The sequence below is a fragment of the Streptomyces sp. NPDC033221 genome (genome assembly GCF_055577005.1).
In genome coordinates, this window is record NZ_JBVIQN010000049.1 from 16,760 (window position 1) to 39,620 (window position 22,861).

Genomic DNA, 22,861 nt, shown 5'->3' on the forward strand with positions numbered 1-22,861 from the left:
GGGAAACCCGTACGGCCGAACGGGCCGCCGCCGCTCCGGGCATGATCACCGCACGGCAGGGAACCCGGTGGGGCGTGCGGCGCCCGGGACACGCCGGGTGCCCGGTGACCACACCGCTCCCGCGGGCCCCGGGCAGCGGGACCGGACGACCGGCCCGCCGGCCGTGCGGCCCGCCGAACGACCCGCCCGCCGGGCCGCACGGCCGGCGGGCCCACAGGAAGGACCGCTCCATGGGAAACGACCGCAAGCACACCGACTCCGCCGCCGACGAACTGTTCAAGGAGTTCGAGGACGCGGAGCTGGACGTCACGGACGACGGGGACGAGGACGAGCGGGTCGGCAAGGAGGGCGACACGTTCTCCACCAACCTGGAGGAGCAGCAGAACGCGGCGGGTCACCCGAGAGGCGAACCGGCCGACGAACGCCGCTGAGACGTAGCAGCCGCCTCGGCCCGGGCACGGTGCGCCGCCGTGACCCGGGCCCGCTGCTCGGCGTCGGCGGCAAGGTCCGCGGCCGTCAGGGCCATGGCCAGGGCGGCGTCCAGCACCGCGCGGTCGGCGTGCGCGCCGATGGTCTCCTCGGCGAACTCGGACGTGTGGGGCCGCGCGCGGCAGGACAGGCCGATGGTGGGGTGGATGGCGGGCAGGAACCGGCTGATGTTGCCCATGTCGGTGGAGGCCCCGATGGAGTCGGCGGGCTCGGGGGTGCGGCCCAGCGCCCGTACGTGCCGGGCGTAGGTGTCGCCGAGCCACGCGTCCTGACGCAGGTCGGCGTAGGCGGGAGACGGTTCGGTCAGCGTCAGTTCGCAGCCGGTGGCCAGCGCGCCCGCCTCGAAGCAGGCCCGGACCCGGGGCCACAGGGCTTCTACTTCCTCCAGGGTGTCGGCGCGCAGCTGCCAGCTCATCCGGGACCGCGCCGGGATGATGTTGGTGCGGTCGCCGCCGTGCGTGACGATGCCGTGCATCCGTACGCCGTCGGGAAGCTGCTGGCGCAGCAGGGCCAGCGCGGTCTGCGCGACCACGCACGCGTCGGCGGCGTTCAGGCCGTCGTGCGGGGCGACGGCCGCGTGCGCGGCGCGGCCCCGGTACTCCGCCTCCACACCGCGGGAGGCACGGGAAGTTCCGCCGAAGTCGTCCACCGGACCCGGATGCACCATCATCGAGCACGACACATCGTCGAAGGCACCCGCGTCCAGCATCAAGACCTTGCCCCCGCCCCCCTCCTCGGCGGGCGTGCCCAGCGCCTTCACCCGCAGCCCGAGACCATCGGCGGCCGCCGCCAGCGCGATGGCGGCACCCGCCCCGGCGGCGGCGATCAGGTTGTGCCCGCAGGCGTGGCCGAGGTCCGGCAGCGCGTCGTACTCCAGGCACAGCCCCACGGTCAGTCCGGCGTCGGCCGGTCCCGCGGTGGCCGTGAAGGCGGTCGGCAGCCCGGCCGTACCGCGTTCCACCGCGAAGCCCGCGTCCGCCAGCAGACGCGTCAAGGCGTCGGCCGCGTGGTGCTCGGCGAAGGCCGTCTCCGGATGGGCGTGCAGGTCGCGGGCGAGCAACAGCAGCGGCTCGCGCACGGCGTCGAGCCGGGTGCGGATCGCGGCGTCGGGGGTGGGGGCGGTACGGGCCAAGGTGACCTCCTCGTCGGTATGCGTCCCGCCGAGGCGGGTGCAGCCGGAGCGCGCCTGAAGGTGGTGCGGTTGCGACAGTTCCCGGTCTGGACCGTAACGCGTCCTCCGCCCGTCCCGGGCGCCCGCCGTCGGTCCGCCCGGCGCGGCACCACGCCCGGCCGCTGAGGCGCCGCGCACCTCGTGGGACGGACGCGCCGTACCGCCCGGTGTGCGCCGGAATTCCGCGACCGGGCGCGGAACGTGCGCCCTGTCCGCCCGGTACGCCCTCTCCTAGCCTGCGAGCGTGGGCCACAGGAGGAAGAGCGAAAGGAAGGTCGAGTTGACGTGACGGTCTTCAACAAGGCCGGAAGCAAGCCGGTCAAGGCGCCTTCGGCCGATTCTCACGGCTCCGCCTGACCAGCTCGGCCCTGTCTGCCGGGGCGGCCCTGGACCCGACGGCCGGCCCCGGCGGAAGGAGCGTGCTGTGCAGCCGGGGCTCGTGGCACTCGGAGGCCTACTCATCGTCGGCCGGTTCCGCGCTTTTCGCACAGGCACCTCCTTTTGCACAGACATCGACCGGCCGGACGCGGCTGGTTCGAACCGACTGCCGGTCCCTCCCCCCTCATGAGAATGACCGGCGCCCGGGCAGTTCGACGACTGCCCCGGCACCGGTCCCGGTGTGGCGGTGGCGTTACTCGTGCTGGGTCGGTGTGCTCCAGCGGAGGATGGCGCCGAGGCCGCCGGTCGGGGCTTCGGCGGGGTCGCGGACGACGACGGCCTCGGCTCCGTTGGCGGCGGCCGAGCGGAGCAGGGCGTCGTCCGCGCGGGCGGCGGACGGGTTGGTTTCGCCCAGGTACTGCAACTCGGAGTTGCGTACGGCCAGTTGGTCGGCGCCGGGGCCGACCCAGACCTCACGGGCGGCGTCGGCGCCGCCGGGGGTGATGATCAGGGTGTCGATGCGGTGTTCGCGCGCCGCCTCGACGAGGGCCGGTACGCCGGTCGCGGCGTACGCGGGGTCGGTGCCGCCCACCCCGGCGCCCGCCCGGAAGCGGTCGAGGACGTCGGCCACGTGGTCGCGTTCGTGGGCGGCGCGTACGTGGGCGATGTCGCGGTCCAGGGCGGTGCTGTCGGAGCCGGCCGCCCGGCCGCCGTGGTCGGTCTCGTAGGTCACCGCGCGCAGTTGCTCGGGAAGCTTGTCGTGGACCGAGCGGCGTTCGCGCGCGTCGCCCGCCAGGAGCATGACCTTGGCGCGGCAGCTTTCGAAGACCCGTTGTGCGGCCTCGGCGATCTCGCCGGCGTTCTGTTCCCAGGTGTTCTCGACCGCGGTCTGGAAGTGCCGTTCGGACCAGTCCGCCGTCGAGGTGCGGTGGATCGGCCAGTCCAGGCCGTCGACCTTTCCGGCCTCCTCGCTGCCCCGGTCGTCGTGGAGCGCGAAGTCGGCTCCGGTGCGGTCCACGTACACCACGAGGCACCCGGTGTCGTCCGCCGCGGCCTCGGCCCACGGGGTGATCCTGGGCAGCGGCGACCAGGCCGCGAACGACCTGGCGGGGCGGCCGGCGAGCGGCGCGTCCAGGACGATTTCGCCGTCCGTGGCGAAGACGGCCCGTCCGGACAGGGGCGCGTGGTCCCCGTCGGCGCGGACACTGGTCAGGGCCTCGCGTACGGCGTCGCACGTGGCCCGGTCCGCCCCTTGCTCCACGAGCTGTCGGGCCGCCGCGTCCGCCGACAGTTCGCGCTGCTTGGCCGCGTCCTCGGTGGTGTGCGGCACCTCGGCGTACACGGATGCCCAGGGGCCCGGCCGGTCGATGATCGGTTGAAGGAGCGAAAGGTGCATGGCGCTGCCTCCTCAGGATTGCGCGGCTCACCGACTGACAGTCGTGACAGCCTTGGCGGTGATGTCTTGGATGGCTTGACGGTGTGCCGGGTGCCCGGTTTTTGACGGTTACAACGTGTGCGGACGGTTCGGATGTGGCGCTCGCGGGCGGTGGTGCTCGTGTGCCGTGCACCGTTCCCCGGCCGTGCGCCGCCGTCCGGCGTGTCCGCACGCGTGCCCGTTCACCGCGCCGCCATGCCCTCCGTCACCGGACCGGTTGCCGCTTCACCTTTCCTCGCGGGTCCCCTCTCCACTTTCGGCCCTCGGACCAAAGGACGCACCCGGAGCGCGCCCTCCGGCCTGTGGTTCAGCGGCTCCGCGCGACGCGCTCGCGCTCCCCCACCGCCCGGCCGCCGTCGAGCGCCAGCTCGCGCCCGCGGAACCGGCCGCGGTGGTGACGGTCGTGGGAAACCATGATCACCGCGCCGCGATAGCAGGACAGCGCCTCCTCCAGCTCCTCGGCCAGGGCGAGGGAGACATGGTTGGTCGGCTCGTCCAGGACGAGCAGGTCGGCGGGGCGCGTCACCAGGCGTGCCAGCTCCAGCCGTCGCCGCTGGCCGACGGAGAGGGCCGCCACCGGCACCGCCAGGTCCTCTTCCCGGAACAGGCCGAGGGCCAGCAGCTCCGGCGCGTGCTCCTCGGGCGGGCCGGGGAGGCCGGCGGCGAAGGCGGCGAGCAGGGACCGCCGGAGTGGTGCGGCGGACAGTTCCTGCGCCAGGTATCCGGTACGGGCCGGCCGGCACACGGTGCCCGTGTCGGGGCGCAGGTCACCGGCCAGGACGCGGAGCAGGGTCGTCTTGCCCGCGCCGTTGGGGCCGGTCACCAGGAGGCGGTCGCCCGGCATGACGGTCAGCTTCGCGATGCGCAGCCGGTCGCCGACAGTGATGTCGGTCAGGGTGGCGAGGGGGTGGTGGGGGAAGAGAGGGGCGGGGTGGGTGGTGGGTGTGGCGGCGGCAGCCGTGTCGGGGGCGTACGCCGCTCCGCCCGGGCCGTCCGCGTACGTGCTCAGCTCGGCGGTGAACCGGAGCGGTACGGGAGGCGGCGGCACCGGATGGCGCCGGAGTCGGGACAGGCGCTGTCCGGCCGCTCTGACCTGGCCGGAGAGCTTCGTCTCGTGCGAGCGGCGGTGCTTGCCGAAGCCTTCGTGGGGGTCCTTGCCGGTGCCGGCGAGCCGCCGGCCGGCCGATTCCGCCAGTTCGGCGGTCCGGGCGACCTCCGCCCGCCACTCCTCGTGGTCCTGCGCCCAGCGGCGGCGGGCCGCGGCCTTCGCCGTACGGTAGCCCTGCCAGCCGTCGCCGTAGCGGGTGACGGCCCGCAGATCGCGGTCGACTTCGAGGATCGTGGTGGTGACCGCTTCGAGCAGCATGCGGTCGTGGGTGACGACGACCACCGTGCCGCGGTGTGCCTTGAGGTGCGCCTCCAGCCAGGTGGTGGCCTGGTGGTCGAGGTGGTTGGTCGGCTCGTCCAGCAGGAGCAGTTCGGGCGCGGCGGCCAGTACGCAAGCCAGCGACAGCCGCGACTGCTCGCCGCCGGAGAGCGAGCCGAGCACCCGGTCGCGGGTGAGGTGCCCCAGGCCGAGGCCGTGCAGGGCCGCGTCGACGCGGGCGTCCGCCTGGTAGCCGCCGCGCTCCTCGTACGTGGTCAACAGGTCGCCGTACGCGTCGAGTTCGTCCGGCGTGGCGTCGGCCAGGGCGGCTTCGGCGGCCCGCAGGCGGGCTTCGAGGGCGCGCAGTTCGGCGAGGGCCGCGTCGACGGCGTCCTGGACGGTGCCGCGCGGGTCGAGGCCGGAGGTCTGGCCGAGGTGGCCGGCGCCGCCGGGGAAGGACACGGTGATCTCACCCGTGTCCGGCTTCTCGGCCCCGGCCAGCAGCCGGAGCAGGGTGGATTTACCGGAGCCGTTCTCTCCGATGACGCCGGCTCTCTCGCCGGGGCGGACGGTCAGCGACACCTGCTCCAGCACGGCGCGGTCGCCATAGGTCCGGGAGACGTCTTTCATGGTCAGTTGGGCGCGAGGGCGCATGGGAAGTCCCTGGGTACGTCATGGCCGCGCCGTGCGTCCTGCGCACGGAGGCCGGATTCCGATGGAGGCCGGGAGGCAGCGGCACAGCGAGGGAGTGCGGCTGCGCGAGGAAGGTGACCGCGGAACCGGCGCGGCGGCCCGGTGGCAGGTGGTCCTGCGCGGGCGGCGGCGCTGCCGGTCGTACGGCGGGCCGGCGAAGAGTCAGCCTGCCGCGGTCACGCCCGGTCTCAGATGAAGTAGTACCAGGAAGCCATGTCTTCCACTGTAGCCGAGGGGCGCGGCACGGGAACGGGAATTCCAGGCGCCGCGACCCGCCCGCGCCGGACCGTACGGGCGGATCCTCCGTGCCTGCCGCGCCTTCCGTGAATGCGGCACGTCCCGGCGCCGGTCCCAGCATTTGAGACGCCGGAGCGTTACGTTGCGAGGACGCGGACGCCTGACGGACACTCCGACCGGGAACGCGTACGACCGTTTCCCGTACCCCTGAGAGAGTTCGGAATACCCACCGTGAGTCTGCTGCGCAAAAAGCCTTTGGAGCGAGCCGTCAAGGAGGCTCGCGGAGAGGGCGAACAACAACTTCGCCGGGACCTTTCCGCGTTCGATCTGACCATCCTCGGGGTCGGTGTCATTCTCGGTACCGGAATCTTCGTGCTGACCGGCACGGTGGCCCGCAACATGGCCGGGCCCGCCGTGGCGCTCTCCTTCGTCGTCGCCGCCGCGGTCTGTGCGTGCGCCGCGCTGTGTTACGCCGAATTCGCCTCGTCGGTACCGGTCGCGGGCTCCGCGTACTCGTATTCGTACACCTCGCTGGGCGAACTGCCGGCCTGGATCATCGGCTGGGCGCTGAGCCTGGAACTGACCCTGGCCACCGCGGTGGTGGCGGTCGGCTGGTCCGGCTACCTGCAGTCGATGCTGAACGGTGTGGGGCTGCACCTGCCCGCCGCCCTCAGCGGCGGCGACGACGCCGTGGTGAACCTGCCCGCGGCGCTGCTCGTGCTCGTCCTGGGCGCGGTGCTCGTCGTCGGCGGGAAGCTGTCCAAAAGCGTCACCAATGTGCTGGTCGGCATCAAGCTGGCCATTGTGCTGCTGGTGATCGTCGCCGGGCTGTTCTTCATCGACACCGCGAATTACCAGCCCTTCGTGCCCGAGGCCCAGCACACCGCCAAGGTGTCCGGACTGCAGGCGCCGCTGCTGCAGCTTTTGACCGGCATCACCCCGACGGCATTCGGCGTCGCGGGAATTCTCAGCGCCGCCGCCATGGTCTTCTTCGCCTACATCGGCTTCGACATGGTGGCGACCTCCGCCGAGGAGACCCGCCGGCCGCAGCGCGATCTGCCCATCGGCATCATCGCCTCGCTGATCATTGTCACCGTGCTGTACGTGGCGGTGTGCCTGGTGGTCACCGGAATGCAGCACTATTCGCAGCTGTCGGTCAAGGCTCCGCTGGCCGATGCCTTCACCGCAAAGGGTCATCCTTTCTTCGCGACGGTCATCAGTCTCGGCGCGGTGGTCGGTCTCGCCGCGGTGAGCCTGATCTGTTTCCGGTCGCAGAGCCGCGTGATTTTCGCGATGGCCCGTGACGGGCTGCTGCCGAAGGCGCTGTGCAAGGTGGACCCGCGGCACGGCACCCCGAAGATGAATCTGATGGTGCTCGCCGTGATCATGGCGGCGCTGGCGGCCTTCCTGAAGTTCGATCTGCTCGCCGAGATGGTCAACATCGGCACGCTGTTCGCCTTCGCCGCGGTCTCGGCCAGTGTGCTGATCATGCGCCGTACGGCCCCCGACCTGCCCCGCGCCTTCCGTACCCCGTGGGTGCCGTTCATCCCGCTGGTCTCGCTGCTGTGCTGCCTGTACCTGATGCTCAACCTCCAGCTGATCACCTGGGTCGGCTTCCTGGTCTGGCTGGCGGTCGGCCTCGCGCTGTACTTCGGTTACGGCCGGCGGCACAGCAAGCTGAGCGAGCACGCGCGGGACACGGCGGAACAGGCCGACGTCCCGGCGTAGCGGTCCGGGGCTGACGCCGCCCCGTACACAATCCCGGTGCTCCGGCCCGCCCGGCCGGTTACCGTGTGCCCCATGGGTTTCGTCATCAAGGTGCAGCTCTCGCGCACCCGCTCCACGCGCTGAAGCCGGCGCCGGTCCGCACCGGCGCCGGCTTCGGCGCGTGCGACCCCCTTCCGCCCTCTGATGACGAGGACCGCCCAGCCATGTCCACCACACCCTCCACCGGGCCCACCGTCCCCACCAACCCCTCCGCCCGCCCCACCTTCCTCTTCGTGCACGGCGGTTCCGGCAACGCCCAGGCGTGGGGCCCCCTCCGCAACGAACTGGCCCCGCTCGGCCACCGCTCGTACGCCGTCGACCTGCCCGGGCACTTCGGCGCCCGCCACCCCGCCTCCTACTACAGCGCGCCCCAGGACATCGCCGCGCTGGCCGCCGAGCCGTCGCCGGTGCGTGGTGTCACGTTGGAGGACAGCGTCCGGCACGTCGTCGGGGTCGTACGGCGGCTCGCCGGGCACGGACCGGTGATCCTCGCGGGCAACAGCCTCGGCGGGGTCACGATCAGCGCCGTGGGCAACGCCGTACCGGAACTGCTCGCCCGGATCGTCTACATCTCCGCGACCTGCCTCAGCGACGCCCGGATGCTCACCGAGGCGTGGGACGTACCCGAGGGCGAGGAGAATCTGCTCGACGCCGCCGCGGCGCGGATCGAGCTGCCCGGTACGCAGGCCAACGGCTTCGTCCGGCTCAACTGGCGCGCCGCGCAGAGCGCCCCGGAGCTGTTCGCGCAGCTGAAGGCGGCGATCATGGCGGACGCCTCGGACGACCTGTTCCGGGCCCTGCTGGACACCATGGACCCGGACGAGAGTTACGCGGTGCCGGCGCCCGGCTGCGTGGTGCGCGCCGACCGGTGGGGACGCGTACCGCACAGCTTCCTGCGGCTCACCGAGGACCGCAGCATTCCGCTCGCCGTACAGAACCGCATGATCGCCCAGGCCGACGCGCTGACCCCGGACAACCTGTTCGACGTGCACGACCTGGCGGCGTCGCACGTCGGGTACTTCAGCCGGCCGGCCGAGTTCGCCCAGGTGCTCGCCGGGCTCGCCTGACGCGCGGCGGGCAGTCGGCGGGCCGGTGCGCACCGGCCCGCCGACTGGAGCACGTACGGAACCAGCACTCATAGCCTGTCTTTGAACCCCCGCCTGCGCCCCGACGCCCGGCACGCACTCCCCAAGCTCTTCGAGCAGGGGCCCCCATCGCACGCACCGACCGCCGCTGCGCCCGCCCTTCGGGTGGACGACGGGGGTTCAAAGACAGGCCCTCACTTCACCGCGGGCAGCTCCGCCAGGAACTCCAGCAGCGCGGCGGTGACCTCCTCCGGCCGCTCCTGCTGTGTCCAGTGGCCGCAGCCGGGCAGGGGCGGGGCCTGGCGCAGGTTCGGCATCGCCCGTTCCAGGGCGGGCAGCAGCTGGTCGACGCCCGGGAAGGCACGGACCAGGTCGCGGTCGCCCGCCATGTACAGGGCGGGGACATCGATGCCGCGGCCCTGGAACGGCGCGAGCAGTTCCCAGCTGCGGTCGATATTGCGGTACCAGTTCAGGCCGCCGGTGAAGGCCCGGGCGCCGTGCCGGGCGTACTCGCCGACGAAGGTCTCGATGTCCTCCTCGGTCAGCCAGCCCGGCAGCTCCGCCGGTTCCTCCATCGCGTCCAGCAGCTTGGCGCCCTCCGGGATGATCCACGGGCGCGGCGGGTCGGTGAACGGGCTGTCGCCGGAGCCGTTGGACAGCATGGCGCGGAAGGTGGCGGTCGGGTTCCGGACCAGCTCGGCGTCGGCGACGCCCGGTTTCTGGAAGTAGACCTGGTAGAAGCCGTCTCCAAGGAGTTCCCGCAGGCGGGCCAGCGGCGCCACGGGAGAGCGCGGCGCGGGCGGCACGCTCAGCCCGACGACGCCGCGCACCACGTCCGGACGCAGCTGCGCCGTCGTCCAGGCCACCGGGGCGCCCCAGTCGTGACCGACGACGACCGCCTGCTCCTCCCCCAGCGCGTGGATCAGCCCGATCACGTCGCCGGTCAGGTGCAGCATGGTGTACGAGGCGATGTCGGCCGGCTGGTCGCTGCGCGCGTAACCGCGCTGGTCCGGTGCCACGACCCGGTATCCGGCCGCGGCCAGCGGCGCGAACTGGTGGCGCCAGGAGTACCAGCACTCCGGAAAGCCGTGCAGGAGCAGGACCAGTGGCCCCTGCCCCTGTTCGGCGATGTGCAGCCGGACGCCGTTCACCTCTACGAAGCCGTGCTCGACTGCGCTGGTCACATGTCCTCCCGCGGTCGTATGCCGGGCGCACCGTTCGGTGCAGGGCTCTTGCGTGCCGCACCGAACGGTACGGCCAACGGCCGCGCGGCGGAACGCCCTTGAACGGCGATCCGCCCAGCGATCTGTCCGGGAGATCCCCCGGAGGCGGGTCCGGAGGGACGCGCGGAGGGACACGCGGAGAGTCGCCCGCCGGGTCCGGCTCAGCCGGCGTACTCGACCGTGACCGGTGCTGTGTCGTTCTCCCGATCCGGATCGCTCTCCGGGCCGGAGGTGGCGTGTACCGTCGCCTGGCCGCGCCCTTAAGGGACCTGGGTGTCGACGACCTCACCCACCGTGCGCATCGCCGTGGTGTCGGCCTCCGCCGTGAGCACCTGGGTGGTGTGCCGGACGGTGGGCGCGTCGGCGCTGGTCACGGTGGTGGTCATGCTCCCGGCCGGCCCCGGGGCGGCGCCCGGCCGCGGGGTCAGGGTGAACGGGGTGAAGTGTGCGCCCTGTTCGACATCACCCAGCGCGCAGGTCACGATCCGACCCGTCATGCCGCACTTGTACCCCTTGTTCACCCAGGTGATGTCCGCCCGGCCGGCGAGGGCGGACAGGTCGATGCTCACCTTGACGTCCTTGACGACGTGCGGCTCCCGGGCCTTCAGGGTGATCCGGTACTCCCCCGGGAGGTTGTCCTGGAGCGGGAGGCGGTACCGGGGGATGTAGTACGTGTTCCGCACGCCGGTGAGCGTCAGCTCCGGCCCCGTGGCGGGCGCCCCGCTGCCCGCGACGGCCATCGGGGCCTCGCCGCCGACCGTCACCGTCACGGCCAGCGCCACCAGCACCACGGCCGCCGCGGCCCCCGCCACGCAGTGCGACCGTGTCCCCGTCATCGATCCGTTCATACGAGGCCAGACCGGCACGGATGCGAAATGGTTGCACGCTGGACCACATCCTGCGGGCCCGGCGGCCGCGCCCGGCCCGTCACTGCACTCCGGTTCCGTCCCGGGGCTGGGTGCCCGGCATGAGCTGGACGAGGATCGAGTCGTCGTCCTCGATGACGAAGGCGGGGTCGGTACGGGCGCGCCAGCCGACGGGGAGGACGTAGTAGCGGCGGTCGCGTTCCAGGATCAGGCGCAGCCCGGTGTAGCGGTAGCGGTAGTGCATGCCCGGCAGCGTCTCGGTCACCAGGCCGGGGCCGGTCAGGCTGAGGCGTTCGGTGCTCAGGACGACGACGGCGGGGCGGCGCACCAGATGGGTGGCGACCGAGCGGGCGTCCTGCGTGCCGAGCCAGCCCGCGACCAAGGCGATGACCCATACGAGGAACAGCGCCGCCGCGGCGACCGGAAGGCCCCTGCGCCACGGGCCGCGCGCGGGGCGGGCAGGGTTCGCCGCGTCGCTCTGCCCCAGTACGAGGCCGGTGGCCACCAGCAACGGCGCCGCCCAGCCGTACGGCTGGATGTGCTGCCACAGCAGCATCAGTACGACGCCGGCGGCCACGAACAGCACGTACTGGCGGGCGACGGCCCGGCCGGCGCGGCGCACCGCGAGGGTGATGCGGTGCGGGACGCGGAGCGTGACGAGGAGTTCCGGCAGGCGCGGTGCCACGGCCAGGAGGGCGAGGCCGACGAGGACGGGCAGGGTCACCAGGCGCAGACTCCAGATGATCATCTGCGGGAAGCCGAAGCCGAGGACCGACGCGCGGACGTGGAAGTAGGCGAAGTAAGCGCTGCTGTGCATGACGCCCGCGTAGAACATCAGGCCGCCGACAAGCGATCCCGCGCCCAAGACGCTGTTGGCCCACTCGAACCGCTGGCCGGGCTGCGGCGGCGTGCCGGGGCCGGGGCCGGACGCGCGCGGCGGCGCGGCGGCCCGGCGGAGCTGCGCGCGGCGCCGGGCACGGGCGCGGGCCCGGATTCGGGCGTGTGCACGGGCTTGAGCGCGGGCGCGGGCGCGGGCGCTGACATGTGCGCGGGCGCGGGCCGCGGCGACGGCCGGCTCGTCCGGTACGGCAGGCGGGGCACCCATCGCCGGATCAGGGCACGTCGGTGGCGGCCGGGCTGGGGCCGGGCCGGGTGGCCCCGGTGTCCGACCGAGGGGACTGCTGAGCCTCGCCGGTCGGGCCGCCTCCCCCGTTCCGCTCGGACTGCCCGGTGTCCGTCCGCGAAGGGCCAAGGGAATCGTCCTCCGTCGGCGGGGAGGAACCGTCCTTCCGGCACGAGATCTCCTGGCCCGCGGTGTTGGTGCACGAGGGCACGGGCGACTCATGGCCTTGGCTGGGCGTGTCACCGACGCCGATCGTCTCCGGGTTGCCGGTGTCCTCCGGCGGCTGTGACACCGGTGTGACCGGGTCGCCGCCCTGGCTGTACGCGGCCGAGCCGCCGTCGGCGCCGCGCGAGCGGTCCGGGGCGCCGGGCCCACCCGTGCCGGAGTGCGCGCCCGGTCCGCCGCCGTCCGCGGCACCGCTCCCGGACACCGGCGACGTGGCGCCGCCGGACCCCGCGCCGGGCGGAACGCCGCCGGGTCCGGGCCCGCCGGACCGGCCACAAGCCGTGGTGGTGGCGAGCAGGATCAGCACCACCGTTGCGGTGGCGCGACCGGCTTTCGCTGCTGCGGTCCTCATCCCGGACCCCCGTCCCCCGCGAGCCGCTGTCAGCGAGGCTAGCAGCGGCCGGGCGGCCGGTCACCGGCCCGCGGAGGGCGCATTGAGCGGGGTGCGCGCCCCCCGACGCCCGGCTAATCCAGGTAGTCGCGCAGCAACTGCGACCGCGACGGGTGGCGGAGCTTCGACATGGTCTTGTTCTCGATCTGCCGGATCCGCTCGCGCGTGACGCCGTAGACCTTGCCGATCTCGTCGAGCGTCTTGGGCTGCCCGTCCGTGAGGCCGTAGCGCATGGAGACGACGCCCGCCTCGCGGTCGGCCAGGGTCTCCAGGATGGAGCGCAGCTGCTGCTGGAGGAAGGAGAAGCCGACGGCCTCGGCCGGGACGACGGCTTCGGTGTCCTCGATCAGGTCGCCGAACTCGCTGTCGCCCTCCTCGCCCAGCGGGGTGTGCAGGGATATCGGTTCACGGCCGTATTTCTGTACCTCCATGACCTTTTCCGGGGCCATGTCGAGTTCCTTGGCCAGTTCTTCCGGGGTGGGTTCGCGGCCGGTGTCCTGGAGCAGCTGACGCTGAATCCGCGCCACCTTGTTGATGATCTCGACCATGTGCACGGGAATGCGGATCGTCCGGGCCTGGTCGGCCATCGCGCGGGTGATGGCCTGGCGAATCCACCAGGTCGCGTACGTCGAGAATTTGAATCCCTTGACGTAGTCGAACTTCTCGACCGCGCGGATCAGACCGAGGTTGCCCTCCTGGATCAGGTCCAGGAAGAGCATCCCGCGTCCCGTGTAGCGCTTGGCGAGCGAGACGACGAGCCGGAGGTTGGCCTCGACCAGGTGTTCCTTGGCGCGGGTACCGTCCGCCACCAGGATCTCCAGCTCGCGCCGGAGCGTCCCGGCGGGTTCGCCGGTGTCCAGCTTCTCCTGGGCGAACAGGCCGGCCTCGACCCGCTTGGCCAGCTCCACCTCCTGCTCGGCGTTGAGCAGCGGCACCTTGCCGATCAGCTTCAGATAGTCCTTGACCGGGTCGGCGGAGGCTCCGGCGCCGGCGACCTGCTGCGCCGGCGCGTCCCCCTCGTCACCGTGGGACAGGGTGAATCCGCCGGCCGCCTCGATCGCCGTACCGTCGGACGGTACGCCCTCCGGGGCCGGGGATTCGGCTGTTTCCTGCGGTCGCATGACGGGCGAGGTGAGTGACACGAGGGACCTCTCGATACACATAGGCACGGTGCACGGCGAGCACCTCCTTATTCATCGCGCTCTTACCGGTGGTTTGTTACACCACAATTCCCGTGATCTGAATCACGCCTTTGTGCGGCGGGTGCCGGACCGGGTCCGTCCGGCGGCCTGAGCATGATCATGTGGGTGGTGTGCCGTTCGACGGCGGCGCGGCCGTACAGGAGGGGAAAGGCGCGGTCCGCCGCCCAGTCCGCGAAGAGGTCACGGTAGTGCGGGCTGTTCGGATCGCCGGACTGGCCGGGCGCGTTCATCGCCACCGAGGCGTCCCAGTCGCCGACGTCGATCACCAGCCGGAAGGTCGCCCCGCCGGTCTGCCGGAAGTCCGTGCCGTACGCGGTGGCGTCGACCGTGTCGCCGCTGCCGCCGCGCGGCGCGGGCCCGACCCGGGTCCAGTGCGGGGCCCGCTCCCCCGGCCACGCGGCGAGCGGGTGCCGTGGTTCCGCCTGGTGCAGCGCTCCCCAGGTCCAGCGGTCGCGGTCCGGTCCGAGCAGCCGGCCGAGTTCGGCGAGCGCGGCGGGCAGGGTGCCGAGGACGGCCGTGCGCAGGGCGCCGTCCGGGTCGGGGCCGAGCCGGTCGCCCGGGGTGAGCAGCAGGTCCAGGTCCACCCGGGGGTCGTGGGTGGCGGCCTCGTCCACGGGCAGGACGCGGGCCAGCGCGGCGGCCCGCCGGTCCGGGGGCAGCAGGCGGGCCAGCGCCCGTTCCAGTACGGCCGGACGCAGATGCCGCCGGTACCAGACCTCGAAGAGCGCCGCCGGTACGGAGTCGGGCGCCAGCACGGCGTCCCAGGCGCCGAGCTGCTTCAGCGCCCAGGTCACGTCCGGGTCGTCGCTGGTGAGACCGGCCAGCAGCGGCTGGACGCGGCGGGCGACCGGGCTGGTGTGGTCGGTCTGCAGCCGTACGCAGTCCGCGACGGTCCAGCCGGTGCGCGCGGCCAGTTCCCCGGCGATCCGGTCGTGGCGGGCGGGCGCGGACCAGTCGTAGGTGACCGTCCGGTCGGCGTTCGGGTAGCCGGGCGGGAGGTTCATCTGGTTGGCGGTGGCGAACCAGCCCTGGGCGGGGTTGCGTACGGACGGCAGGGACGCGACGGGGTGGCGGCCCGCCCACTCGTAGCGGCCGTCGCCGGGCACCGGCAGCGTGCCGTCCCAGTTCGGGCGGTCGGGGACCCGGCCGGCGGGCTGCCAGCCGATGGTCCCGTCGGGCGCGGCGTACACCTGGTTCTCGCCGGGCGCGCCCCACCGGTTCATCGCGGTGACGAAGGCGTCCGGGCTGTCCGCCGTCAGGTACTCGGTGCTGCCCAGGTACGGGGCCATGCCCGGGTCCAGCCAGGCCGCCCGTACGGCGAACGCCGTGCCGCGCTCCGGGTCGTCGCGGATCACCGGGCCGTGCCGGGTGAACCAGAGGTCGACGGTCGCCGGCTGTCCGGCGTCGCGCACCGGGACCGTCTCGGTCACGCGGCGCATCGCCTCCCAGCGACCGTCGTACCAGTACTCCCGCGGATCGGCGGGGTTGGTGCGGTAGACGTACAGGTCCTCCTGGTCGACGGGGAAGATCGTCAGTCCGAAGGCGAGCCGGCCGTTGTGGCCGATGGAGATGCCGGGCAGCGCGGGCTCCCCGGCGCCGACGGCGTCGATGCCGGGGGCCGACAGGTGCGCGAGGTAGCGCAGTGCGGGCAGGGTGACGGCGCGGTGCGGGTCGTTGGCGAGCAGCGGCCGGCCGGTGGCGGTACGGGACGGGGCGATCACCCAGTTGTTGCTGCCGTCCGGCCCCTGGGGCGGCCCGCCGCCGTGCCACGGCGGGGTGGTGGCCAGCCGGTAGACCCGCAGCACGTCATCGGGGATGACGGACAGGTCCAGGCCCTCCGGTACGCGCAGGTCGTGCGCGGGCTCCCGTACCCGGCGCAGGTCCTCGACGGCGGGGCCGTGGTCGCGCAGGGTCAGCGCGCGGGCGACCTCCTGCTCCAGGTTGTAGAAGAGACCGTGGCTGCGGATACGGGCGACGTCGGCAGGCTCCCAGTAGGCGGGCTGGTGGCCGAGCAGTTCGAACTCGGGTGGCAGGTGGGCGGGGTCGGCCCGGCAGAGCGCGACGTAGGCGTTGACGCCGCGCACGAAGGCATTGGTGACGCGCTCCGTACCGGGCCCGTAGGCGGACCATTCGGCAGCCATGTCGCCGCGGTACAGGAAGAGCCGGGCCGCCCGGTCGTGTTCGAGGCAGCCCTCCCCGAACACCTCGGAGAGCAGGCCGAGTCCGCGGCGCCGCCACAGGTCGATCTGGAAGAGCCGGTCCCGGGCGGCGTTGAAGCCCTGGGCGAGGAAGAGGTCGTCCTGGGAGGCGGCGTACAGGTGCGGCACGCCCCAGCGGTCGACACGGATCTCCACGGGGGCGGTGAGGCCGGGGACGTCGAAGGCGGTGGTAGTGGGCGGGGGCATGGGGGCTCCGTGGTGGTTCCGTGTTCCCGGTGCGCCGTCAGGGGCCAGTGGGACGGCTGAGACGGTCGGCGGCGGGCGGGCGGATCTGCCGGGCTGCTGAGACGGTCGGCTGGGGTGGGCAGCTGAGACGTCAGATCAGCTGGACGGCTCAGACGGACGGCTCGTACCGGCCGTCGACCGCCGTCCACCCGCCGTCGACCGTCAGCACGCTGCCGGTGACGAACGTGGACGCGTCCGAGACGAGATAGGCGACGGCGCCCGCGATCTCGTCGGCGCGGGCCCACCGCCGCAGCGCGGACGCCTGCGCGTAGGCGTCGTACCACTGCGGGTCGGCGGCGATCTGGTCGGTGAGCGGCGTACGGACCACGCCGGGCGCCACCGCGTTGAACCGGACGCCGCGCGGCCCCCACTCCGCCGCCGCCGTCCGCAGGAACTGCACCAGCCCGGCCTTGGACGCCGCGTACGCGCTCTGCCCCGGCTCGACCTGGAAGGCACGCATCGAGGCCAGGCCGACCACACTGCCCCGGCCGCGTTCCGCCATGGCGGGCGCGGCGGCTTGGACGAGGGTGAAGACCGACCGCAGGTTGAGGCCCAGCACCCGGTCGAACTCGGCGGCGGTGTAATCGGCGATCCGTTTGCGCACGTTGACGCCGACGGTGACGACCAGCCCGTCCAGCTCACCCCACCGGTCCACCGCGGCCCGTACCGCGTCGTCGTCCAGGACGTCGAGGGGAAAGGCGGTCGCGGTGCCGGTCCGGCTGCCGGGGGCCGGGGTTTCGGCCGCGGCGGCCTCCGCGGCGGAGGCGGCGCCGGCCGCGTCCAGGTCGGCGACGATCACCTCGGCGCCGTGGGCCGCCAGGGCCCGTACCGCCTCCCGGCCGATACCGCCGGCTCCGCCGACGACCGCGATCCGCCGCCCGTCCAGGCGGAACAGCCGCGCGTACTCGACCGGCGCACCGGCCGCGGCGTCGTCGTCCATGGCTCGCTCCCTGTCCGTGGTGTGCTCCTCGGTGGTGCGTCGCGGTCCGCGCCGTTCACGGGCGGATCACCGCCATCCGTGTCACCGTCAGTTCCTCGATCGCGAAACGCGGGCCCTCGCGGCCCAGCCCCGAGTCCTTCACGCCGCCGTACGGGGCCACGTCGCTGCGGTGGCCCGGCACCGCGTTGATCACCACACCGCCGACGTCGAGCGCGTCCAGCGCCCGGAACGCGGCGTCCAGGCCGCGGGTGAAGACCGCCGCGTGCAGCCCGTACCGCCCGGCGTTGACCAGGTCGTACGCCGCGTCCAGGTCCGGGGCCGTACGCAGGGCGACGACCGGCCCGAAGATCTCCTCGTCCCAGGCGGGCCGGCCGTCCGGCGCCTCCGCCAGCAGGGCCGGCGCCAGGCAGCGGCCGACGCGCGTGCCGCCCGCCACCAGCCGCGCCCCGGCGGCGCGGGCCCGGCCGATCCAGGACAGCACCCGTTCGGTGGCGGCCTCGTCGATGAGGGCGGCGACCCGGGTGTCCTCCTCGCGCGGGTCACCGACGGCGATCCCGGGCAGCCGTTCGGCGATCCGCCGCTCCGGCTCGCCGACGATCTCCGCGACCGCAATCACGCGTTGTACGGCGATGCGTGCCTGGCCGGAGGCGTAGTAGCCGCCGCGGGCCACCGCGTCCGCTGCGGCGTCCAGGTCGGCGTCGGCGGCGACCACGAGTGCCGCGTTGGAGCCGGGTTCGAGCACCACCTTGCGGGGCGCGGCGTCCCGGGCGATGCGGTGGCCGACGGCGGCGGAGCCGGTGAAGGAGACCGCGGCGGCCTCGGGGTGTGTGGCCAGGGTGCGGCCGACCTCGGTGTCGCCGGTGACCAGTTGGACGGCGCCGGCGGGCGCGCCGGCCGCGGCGAGGCGTTCCCGTGGCAGCAGGTCAAGGGGCACCGTCTCGCCGTGGATGTGCACCACCTCGTCGGCGGCGGCCTGCCAGGTGGCCACGGCGCGCCGTACTTCGGTACGGCAGTCGGTCCGCGGTTTGCCGGTCTCCCGTACGAGCAGGTCCTCCATCGGCGCGGCGACGTCCGCCAGGTCGGCCGCCACGCCGTTCAGCACCTGACGCCGTACACGGGAAGCCAGCTTCGCGACGCGGCGCCGGACGGCCGCGGCGTGTTCGGCGGCGCGGCGGGCGAGGTCCGCGTCGCCCACCGGTGCCGTGGCGAACTCCTCGCCGTCGTACGGGAAGACCACCGGCCCGGTGCGCGGGGCGGGCACCCAGCCGTCGCGGACGGGGAGACCCGGGGGCAGGGCGGCGGTGAGGGGGTTCGGCGTGTCGCGGCCTGCGGGAGGGTTCATACGGCGCCGCCGGATTCGGGACGGGTGGCTTTGGGGCCTTCGGTTTCGGGGCGGGTGGTTTCAGGGACTCCGGATTCGGGGCGGGTGGGGCCTCCGTTGAGGAAGTGGCGAGCCGCCACGGCGTACACCCGCGCGTACTCGGCGATCTCCCGTACCTCCACGTACTCGTCCTTCTGGTGGGCGATCCACTTGCCGCCCGGCCCGTAGACGACGGTCGGCAAGCCTGCGTCGCGGGTGAGGATCGTCCCATCGGTCGTGCCGGGGACCGCGCCGAACGGCGGCTCGGTGCCATGCACCTGCCGGTGGCCGGTCACCAGGCCCTGGACGAGCGGGTGGCCGGCGGCCAGTTCGATGGCCGGGCGGTCGTCGACGACGGTCAGCTCGACCGTGACCCCCACGTCGGCCGCGGCGTCCACGGCCGTCCGCCGCAGGTGCTCGACGATCTCCGCGTGGTCGGTACCGGGGACGGTCCGTACGTCGATGCCGAGCACTCCGTGGCCGGGGATGACGTTGAGCTGGTCGGGGTCACCGGCGCGCAGCACCGTCGGGGTGACGGTCACCGTCCCGGCGTGCGGGTGGGTCCCGTACCGCCGGACCGCCCACTTCTCGGCCTCGGCGAGCGCGGCGACGATGCGCGCACCCGCGACGAGGGGGTTACGGCCCTCCTGCGGCATCGCGCCGTGCGCCATCACCCCCCGGAGGCCCAGCCGGAGGCGGATGCCGCCGCGGGCCGAGACGCACACCTCGTACCCCTCCGGCTCGCAGACGATGACGCCGTCCACCTCGGCGGCCAGGGGCGAGGAGGCGAACGCCTTGGCGCCGAGCATCAGCCCCTCCTCGTCGCACAGCACGCCGACGACGACCCGGCCGGGGAACGGTCCGGCCTCCTGGAGCGCCCGCACCCCATAGATCATGGCCGCCACCCCGGACTTCATGTCGGCGGCGCCACGGCCCCACAGCCGCCCGTCGCGGATCTCCGCGCCGTACGGGTCGACGGTCCACGCGCCCGCGTCGCCCTCCGTCACGACGTCCGTATGCCCTTCGAACATCAGGGTGCGGTCCGGCCCGCCACCGCCCTCGACGACCGCGACGACGTTGGGCCGTCCGGGGGCGACCTCGATCACTTCGTGCGGCCAGCCGAACGTGGTGAAGAGCCGGGAGAGGAGTTCGGCGGCGGGCTGCTCGACGGCGGCGGCGCCCGTGGCGTTGACGGTCCGCAGCCGGACCAGGTCCCGCGTGAGGGCCACGGCGGCCGCCTCGTCCACGGGTGGCACGGCGGCCGCTTCGTCGACCGGTGGCACGGCGGCCGACGGCTCGCCCGCCGCCGGTGCGCCGCTGTCCGGGCCCGACGGCACGATGCCCGGGCTGCTGTGCACGGCACCCTCCAACTCCCCTGACGCGGGGTCAGGAGACCGGTCGGACCAGACGGTCCCCCGTACTGTGCTGGCCCGCTCGCTCACGGGTCAAGAGGGGCACGATGGGCCAGAAGGGTCATGAAAGGGACGTAGCGGGGGGCGTGGGCGCGGCATGGGGGTCGCCGCCCGCCGGGCGCGCGGGACCTCAGCCGCGCGCGGCCGCGGCTGAACAGCGGTAGAGGCTCTGCCCGGCACCAGCACCGGCCCCGGCACCTGTCCCAGCTCCCCCTGTGCCGCCTCCGGCCCTGGCCTTGCCCCCGGCCGCGCCACCGCCCCCGGCCCGTGTCTCACCGCCGTACGCCGACGGATCGACCTTCTCGCACGCCGACCGCACCCATCGGCTGACCCGGGCCTTCTCCGACGTGCCCGCGTCGTCCCCCTGGCCGACCAGGGCGAAGCGCAGCTTCCCGGTCGCCACCAGCCGCTGGTACGCGTCGAGGGTGACCGGCTCGGTCCCCGCGGCGAAGCCGCCGAGCGGCAGGACGGCGGCTCCGCCGAGGCGGATGTACGGTTCCGCGGTGAACAGCCCGGCCGAGAAGGCGTAATCGGCTGCGCCGCGGCGGCGCTCGGTGTAGTCGAGGATCTTGCGCTGGGTGTCCGTCAGCCGGGTGGGGGTGCCGAGCGTGGAGTCCTGCGGGCCCGCGGAGGCCGAGTGCGCGGAGCCGGTGTACCGCGGGTCGAGTACGGACAGCGACCAGGTGGCGGGCGCGGCCGTCATCGTGACGCAGCCGGCGATCACACCGGCGGTGGCGATACGCCGGGTGCGCGCGAGCCGCCGGGCGCGGGCGTGCGCGCCGGCTTCCGGCCCGTCATCGGCGCCCGCACCGTCCTCGGCACGCCGGGCGCGAAGAGCGCCGTACGCGAGCAGGATTACGGCGGCGAGCGCGGCCGCGATGATGACGGGAATCAGCCACGGCACCCAGTCGGAGTGACCGGAGACGAGGTACCCGGCCCAGGCCGCCTGTACCGCGACGACGGCTGGCAGCGCCCACGTCCGTAGCCCCTTGGCGCCCTTTCCGGCGCAGTCCCCCGCGCCCCGGCGATAGGCGCGCCACAGCGTGCCGACTCCGGCCGCGGACAGCGCGGCGAGACCGGGTGCCAGGGCGGCCATGTACGTGGCGTGCGGAACGTTGATGGCGCTCATGACCGCCACCGCCGTCAGCAGCCAGCCGCCCCACAGGAGGTAGCCGCCGCGTACCGGGTCCGTACGGGGCTGCCGCCGGCGGGTGACGAAGCCGAGGACGAGGGCGGCCGACGCGAGCGGGAAGAGCCAGCCGATCTGCTGCGCCAAGGGTGCGCGGAAGAGCTTGGACCAGCCACTGATCGGGGCGCCCACCGCCATCTGGCCCCCGCCGCCGCCCGGTGCCTGCCGGGCGCCTTGCGACAGGCCGGTGCCGGGCGCGGTTTTCGCGCCGGACCCGGCCTTCTCGGGCGCGTGCCGCCCGGACCCGGTCGCCGGCGGACGCGCGGCCGTCGCCGCGCCGCCCTGGCTTCCGGTGTGCGCACCATTCTTGGCGTCGTGCCCGGCTCCGCCGCCCGCTCCCTGCGCCCCCTTGGCCGCGTCCGGCGTCGTGCTGTCGGCGGCATCGATGTTCCAGCCGGACTTCAGCCGGTCGAAGCCGTTGTAGCCGAAGACCATCGACAGGGCGCTGTTGTCGCGTGACCCGTCCACGTACGGCCGCGAGTCCTGCGGCACCACGGTCATCAGCAGCACCCAGGAGAACGAGACGGCGAGCAGCACCGCGCCCGCGGTCAGCAGGTGGCCGAGCCGTTTGCGCAGTGCGGCCGGTGACACCACGGAGTACGCGACGGCCAGGGCGGGCACGATGATCCACGCCTGCATCATCGCCGCCTGGAAGGCCAGTCCCACCCAGAAGGCCGCCAGCAGCAGGGGCCGCAGCCGTCCGCCGGTCATCGCCTTGGCGCACTGGTCGGCGGCCAGCACGAGGCACATGGTGAGCGGCGCTTCCAGCAGCGCGTGCCCGAACATCGACGCCGCCACCGGCGTGAGCGTCAGCGCCCCGGCCGCGAGGAGGCCGGCCGCCGGGCCGCGCCAGCGCCGTACCGTTCGGTGAATCACCAGGACGCAGACGACGCCCTCGACGCACTGCGGGAGCGTCAGGGCCCAGTTGCTGAATCCGAAGAGCCGCGCGGACAGCGCCTGCGGCCACAGGAAACCGCCGATCTTGTCCAGGGTGACGGTGGATGCCGGGTCGAAGGCCGTGAAGAGGAAGGCTTTCCAGCTTTCCGACATGCTGCGTACGGCGGCGGCGTAGTAACCGGCGTAGTCGCTGCCGGTGATGTTCCAGGCGTACAGCACCGCGGCGAGCGCGGCGATGGCCAGCAGCGCGGGCCGGTCCCAGCGCGGCCGGCCGGCGGGCGTGTGCCAGAACTGCCAGCGGGCGCGCGGTTGTTCGGCGGCGAGGGGCCGGTCCACGAAGGTGGTGGCGGACATGGTGGCTGCTCCCGGAAGCGGAGGGGTCGGGGCACCGCAGGGCGACGGTGGGTTCCCGGCGCGGGCACGACCGTGTGGGGCGCCGCCGCGGACGGCACCTTCAGGGGTCGACGGCCTCGCGCCGAGGCCGGCATTTCGGGGGGGTGCATTACCGGCGGCGACGGCAACGGAATAGCGGGAGGTCCCGCCACAGGAAATGGGTACGTACGTACGTGGGTTCCGGTGCCGCCTCGAACACGCAACCTCACCGTGCCACGCGAACATGAGAGAAACATGAGCCCGGGAAGCGGAATGACGAATCCTGTTGCGTCCAGCGGCTTTCCGGTCAATCCTTTCGGAAAGATACCGGGATGCGACCCCACCAGGAATTCCCCCCTCGCAGGAACGCTTCCTCCCAGGCCCTGGCGGCGTCATCCATCCGCCTCGACCTGCACTTCCTTCCGGGCGTCACCTCCGCGACGAAAAATACCCACTTGGACGACCCGACCGCCACCTGCCGTTTTCCCTCTCCCCCAGACACACCCCGGCGCGCATGGCAGTACAAAGCATGGCCGGTATCAGTCCCTCACAGAAAGGGGATAGTTCCCGCACAGGAGTTACACAGCCGAGTTATT

15 protein-coding genes and 1 pseudogene are annotated in these 22,861 nt (G+C 73.4%); 3 read left to right on the forward strand and 13 right to left on the reverse strand.

The window, feature by feature from the left end:
• Positions 1–230 precede the first annotated feature (230 nt).
• Positions 231–431 carry a hypothetical protein gene (locus tag ACZ53K_RS38600; protein ID WP_468846576.1) on the forward strand — a complete coding sequence of 67 codons (201 nt, stop codon included), beginning with the start codon at positions 231–233 and terminating at the stop codon, positions 429–431.
• On the opposite strand, the gene ACZ53K_RS38605 is transcribed toward ACZ53K_RS38600, so the two are convergent.
• The 3 genes from ACZ53K_RS38605 to ACZ53K_RS38615 form a co-directional block, all read right to left on the reverse strand.
• Positions 395–1,621 carry an amidohydrolase gene (locus ACZ53K_RS38605; protein WP_468846578.1) on the reverse strand — a complete coding sequence of 409 codons (1,227 nt, stop codon included), beginning with the start codon at positions 1,619–1,621 and terminating at the stop codon, positions 395–397. The two genes, ACZ53K_RS38600 and ACZ53K_RS38605, sit on opposite strands and share 37 nt — an antisense overlap.
• A gap of 670 nt (positions 1,622–2,291) precedes the next feature.
• Positions 2,292–3,434: a baeRF2 domain-containing protein gene (locus tag ACZ53K_RS38610; protein ID WP_468846581.1), complete on the reverse strand. Its 1,143-nt coding sequence runs from the start codon at positions 3,432–3,434 to the stop codon at positions 2,292–2,294.
• Positions 3,435–3,780: 346 nt separating this feature from the next.
• Complete coding sequence (locus ACZ53K_RS38615; protein ID WP_468846584.1) at positions 3,781–5,493, reverse strand: ABC-F family ATP-binding cassette domain-containing protein; 1,713 nt, start codon at positions 5,491–5,493, stop codon at positions 3,781–3,783.
• A 507-nt stretch (positions 5,494–6,000) separates the two neighbouring features.
• Between ACZ53K_RS38615 and ACZ53K_RS38620 the strand changes: the two genes are divergently transcribed.
• Positions 6,001–7,497 carry an amino acid permease gene (locus tag ACZ53K_RS38620; RefSeq protein WP_468846587.1) on the forward strand — a complete coding sequence of 499 codons (1,497 nt, stop codon included), beginning with the start codon at positions 6,001–6,003 and terminating at the stop codon, positions 7,495–7,497.
• Between the two features lie 203 nt (positions 7,498–7,700).
• Positions 7,701–8,603, forward strand: coding sequence for an alpha/beta fold hydrolase (locus ACZ53K_RS38625; protein WP_468846590.1), 903 nt, complete (start codon positions 7,701–7,703; stop codon positions 8,601–8,603).
• Between the two features lie 212 nt (positions 8,604–8,815).
• On the opposite strand, the gene ACZ53K_RS38630 is transcribed toward ACZ53K_RS38625, so the two are convergent.
• The 10 genes and pseudogenes from ACZ53K_RS38630 to ACZ53K_RS38675 form a co-directional block, all read right to left on the reverse strand.
• On the reverse strand, positions 8,816–9,805 hold the full coding sequence (locus ACZ53K_RS38630; protein WP_468846593.1) for an alpha/beta fold hydrolase: 990 nt from the start codon (positions 9,803–9,805) through the stop codon (positions 8,816–8,818).
• A gap of 299 nt (positions 9,806–10,104) precedes the next feature.
• A complete protein-coding gene (locus tag ACZ53K_RS38635; protein ID WP_468846595.1) occupies positions 10,105–10,680 on the reverse strand; it encodes a hypothetical protein in 576 nt (191 codons plus the stop codon).
• 91 nt (positions 10,681–10,771) lie between these two features.
• Positions 10,772–11,815, reverse strand: coding sequence for a hypothetical protein (locus ACZ53K_RS38640; RefSeq protein WP_468846598.1), 1,044 nt, complete (start codon positions 11,813–11,815; stop codon positions 10,772–10,774).
• A gap of 7 nt (positions 11,816–11,822) precedes the next feature.
• Complete coding sequence (locus ACZ53K_RS38645; RefSeq protein ID WP_468846601.1) at positions 11,823–12,410, reverse strand: hypothetical protein; 588 nt, start codon at positions 12,408–12,410, stop codon at positions 11,823–11,825.
• 113 nt (positions 12,411–12,523) lie between these two features.
• Positions 12,524–13,504, reverse strand: a pseudogene (locus ACZ53K_RS38650) (RNA polymerase sigma factor); the annotation flags it as partial.
• A 149-nt stretch (positions 13,505–13,653) separates the two neighbouring features.
• Positions 13,654–16,056, reverse strand: a complete 2,403-nt coding sequence (locus tag ACZ53K_RS38655; protein WP_468846603.1) for a penicillin acylase family protein — start codon at positions 16,054–16,056, stop codon at positions 13,654–13,656.
• Positions 16,057–16,204: 148 nt separating this feature from the next.
• Entirely contained in the window at positions 16,205–17,035 is an 831-nt protein-coding gene (locus tag ACZ53K_RS38660; RefSeq protein WP_468846605.1) for an SDR family NAD(P)-dependent oxidoreductase, read from the reverse strand.
• Between the two features lie 55 nt (positions 17,036–17,090).
• Complete coding sequence (locus ACZ53K_RS38665; protein WP_468846607.1) at positions 17,091–18,377, reverse strand: aldehyde dehydrogenase family protein; 1,287 nt, start codon at positions 18,375–18,377, stop codon at positions 17,091–17,093.
• The gene (locus ACZ53K_RS38670; protein ID WP_468846610.1) at positions 18,374–19,753 is read right to left on the reverse strand and encodes a M20 family metallopeptidase; all 1,380 of its coding nucleotides are present in this window, start codon (positions 19,751–19,753) and stop codon (positions 18,374–18,376) included. Before ACZ53K_RS38670 ends, ACZ53K_RS38665 begins: the two co-directional genes overlap by 4 nt.
• A 184-nt stretch (positions 19,754–19,937) precedes the next feature.
• Positions 19,938–22,247, reverse strand: a complete 2,310-nt coding sequence (locus ACZ53K_RS38675; protein ID WP_468846611.1) for an ArnT family glycosyltransferase — start codon at positions 22,245–22,247, stop codon at positions 19,938–19,940.
• Positions 22,248–22,861: the final 614 nt, after the last annotated feature.